At 62.8% G+C, this 2,702-nt stretch carries 3 protein-coding genes; 2 read left to right on the forward strand and 1 reads right to left on the reverse strand.

Translation table 11 applies throughout. The annotated features are described in order from the left end of the window. Positions 1 to 295: helix-turn-helix domain-containing protein (locus QU481_RS23575; protein WP_289828410.1), on the reverse strand; the 295-nt coding region annotated here is incomplete at its 3' end. A 20-nt stretch (positions 296 to 315) separates the two neighbouring features. On the opposite strand from QU481_RS23575, the gene QU481_RS23580 reads away from it, so the two are divergent. Together QU481_RS23580 and QU481_RS23585 are read left to right on the forward strand one after the other, a co-directional pair. Beyond that, the gene (locus QU481_RS23580) at positions 316 to 798 is read left to right on the forward strand and encodes a hypothetical protein (protein WP_289832378.1); all 483 of its coding nucleotides are present in this window, start codon (positions 316 to 318) and stop codon (positions 796 to 798) included. 453 nt (positions 799 to 1,251) lie between these two features. Continuing rightward, positions 1,252 to 2,559 carry a hypothetical protein gene (locus QU481_RS23585; protein ID WP_289830733.1) on the forward strand — a complete coding sequence of 436 codons (1,308 nt, stop codon included), beginning with the start codon at positions 1,252 to 1,254 and terminating at the stop codon, positions 2,557 to 2,559. Positions 2,560 to 2,702 lie beyond the last annotated feature (143 nt).

Here is a 2,702-nt window from a genome sequence, read left to right on the forward strand (position 1 = left end):
ACTCGAACTTGAACTGCTGCGGCGTATTGTCTTTCACCGCCTTGGCCAGCCAGCTCATCTCATCGGCCGTCACCTTCGGTGGACGCCCCGGGATCGGCTTGGCCAGCAGGGCGTTTTGGCCGCCATTGGCAAAGTCTGCTAACCAGCGAAACACCGTGCGCGGGTTGACACCGTAGGCGGCTGCTACGCTTTGCACCGATTGGCCCTCTCGAATCGCCTTGACGGCTTGCTGGCGCATGACCTGGAGGGTGTGGTGGTCAATCCCGCGGGCGTCAGAGTTTCGTTTGCATTTCATGAAGAAAATTATCACATGAAATGGCATTACTTTCTAAAAGGTTAGTAATTTTACGCGGCGCCACATTTCGAGCGGGCGCCAAGGGGGGTATTGAATGGCATAATCACGCCGATCAAGACGAGCACCGGCGAATCAGTGAGGATCTTCAGTATTACTATGCCAACATGGGCTGGCTTGATGGCTTTGGTAGGGAAACGGCCTGGATGGCGCATGCCATGTTGGCGTTTAGTATCTACCTCTTCATGGCCTATCGGCCGGTGGTGAGCCATTTTTTTTCGATGAGACTGGGGGAGTGGTCGTACGGCATTGATGGACAAACTAGCTTGTACGAAGTGCTGGCGGGTCACCTGGAGGTGCCCGCGCTGGCAACCCCGGTGTTCCTGGTGTGGGGGGCAACCCTACTGTGCTATCTGAGCCTGGGCTGGCGAGGGGCTCGCGGTAATAGCTTTATGTTTGTCATGATTGTGGGGCTCATTGCCTATCTCCACCATCTGGGCTTTTAAGTGCGGTAGCGCCGCTAACCACCCCCGACGACGGGTACGGTCTGCGTCGGTGCGGCTTGGCGCCGCGTGGTACTGAATGGGGTTAGCGGCGCTGCGCGGGTGACGCGGGACGACCCCTCTAGTCCCCGCCCTAGGCAACCGCCTACAAGCTGTCGCCTTGGCCGAGGCCGAACCCTGCTGGCCTTCCTCCTGGAAACACCTCTTGAGGGACGCTATTCCGAGAACAGGTTGAAAAAGCCTCGACGTAGGGCCGTCCAGCAAGGCTAAAATAGGTGGTCACTCAATGAGAAATCAAGGGGCCAGTCAATGGCGCCCACTTAGGCCATGGCATCGAAGCGCAATCAACCACATAAAACCATTTCCCGTTGGCAACTCCTTGAACTCATCGGACTCGGCCAAGAGCGGGGGCTGGAAGGGTCGCAAATCCGTCAAGTTCTGGCGAGCGAATATGGTGTGAATCCGGACTACACTTCGCGCTTGCTGGTCGACTTCGTCCAAAAAGGCTACGTGACCAGCCAAGCGGCCCCGCCGGCGCCAGGCGCGAAAGGCGGCCGCAACCGCAAGGTGTACATTCGGACCGACAAAGCCAATGATCTGGCGGATAAACCGATTCCCCGCTCGGCCGCCTTGGTGGCGAAGTTAACTCCCGCCGCGCTGGCGCCTCAGGAGGCGACCCCCATCCCGGCTAGCCAGGCGGAGATCCTGACCACCCCGCCAACCGACCAACCGGTGCAACAGGAGATCCCGGTCACGGAGGTCGTGCCCCCACTGCGCCAAGAGACGACGGTGGCGCCGGAGGCAACGCGCCGTCGCGGTCGCCGCCCCCTCGCGGAGGCCACCGCGAGCGAAACACCTCCCCAACAATCCCTGCCTTACTCCACACCGGAGGCCGACGCCGCGCGTGAGGGCAGGGCGGAACCGTCCCGATCCGCCTCATCGACACCGGTCCCCGTTCAGGACCTAGCACTCGATGCGGACGTCCCGTTCACTCCGGCCGACGCCGCACCGACCAATAGTGCACCGCTCGCTACGCCGGAGACGCTGGCGCACGAGGTGGCCCCGAGTACCCCACCGGCAGTGCACGATGCCCTCACGTCGGCAGTCGACCAGTTCTCCGACCTCTTGCTGTTACAGGTCGCGCAGAAACTGGGCACTTTCGTCGCGAATCAGATGGCCCCGCTGGAACAGGCCACCCAGGAATTGTGCGCCCAGATCGACGTCATCCGCGCCCGGCTGGACGCCATGACCCAGCAGCTCAGCACCGCGTTCACGGCGCCGGTAGCGGCGCCACACCGTGAGCGCCCGCCGGTGACGGGGCGGTCAACGCCGGGCAACGTCGCGCCTGCGGCGGAGCGTCCCACCCCGCCCGGCCAAGGGCGTGGCAAGGTCGGCAAGCAGCCCCCCGCCAGCCAGGCCGAGCGCAAAGGCAACCCGCAGACGACCATGGCCGGCCCGCGCAAATTGCGCGCCCTGTTGATCGGCGTGCCCGCCGAGCAGGAACAGGCCCTCCGCGAACGTTTCGGCGCGCGCTACGATTTGCTGTTTCTCGGCGCCGATGCGCGTTTTGGGAAAGTCCGCGCCATCAAGGACAAGCATGATATCGTCCTCGGGCTGGAAGAGACCTGCAGCCCGGCGATCAAGGACGCGCTCAAGGGGCACCCGCACAAGGCGGTCTTGCCGCATCCCGCGCAGTTGATGGATGAACTGGAGGAATATTTCCAGCTGCACCAGGAGCAGTCACAGGGCGGGTCAGCTGGCTGACGGTAGTACCCGGCGGGGATGACCCGTAGTAGGGAACGGCCATCATGAGTGACACCGTTCCAGGCGAGTAGTAGGCAGACGGGCCTCCGGGACTGTGGCCACCCGGTCTCGCTCGCCCGTTTCCGCTGCCTACTCATTGTCCC

The organism is Crenobacter oryzisoli (genome assembly GCF_030385785.1).
Taxonomy (GTDB): domain Bacteria; phylum Pseudomonadota; class Gammaproteobacteria; order Burkholderiales; family Chromobacteriaceae; genus Crenobacter_A; species Crenobacter_A oryzisoli.

Coding starts and splice junctions, on each gene's coding strand:
- QU481_RS23580 (WP_289832378.1), top strand. CDS start 316: ATGGCATTACTTTCTAAAAGGTTAGTAATTTTACGCGGCGCCACATTT.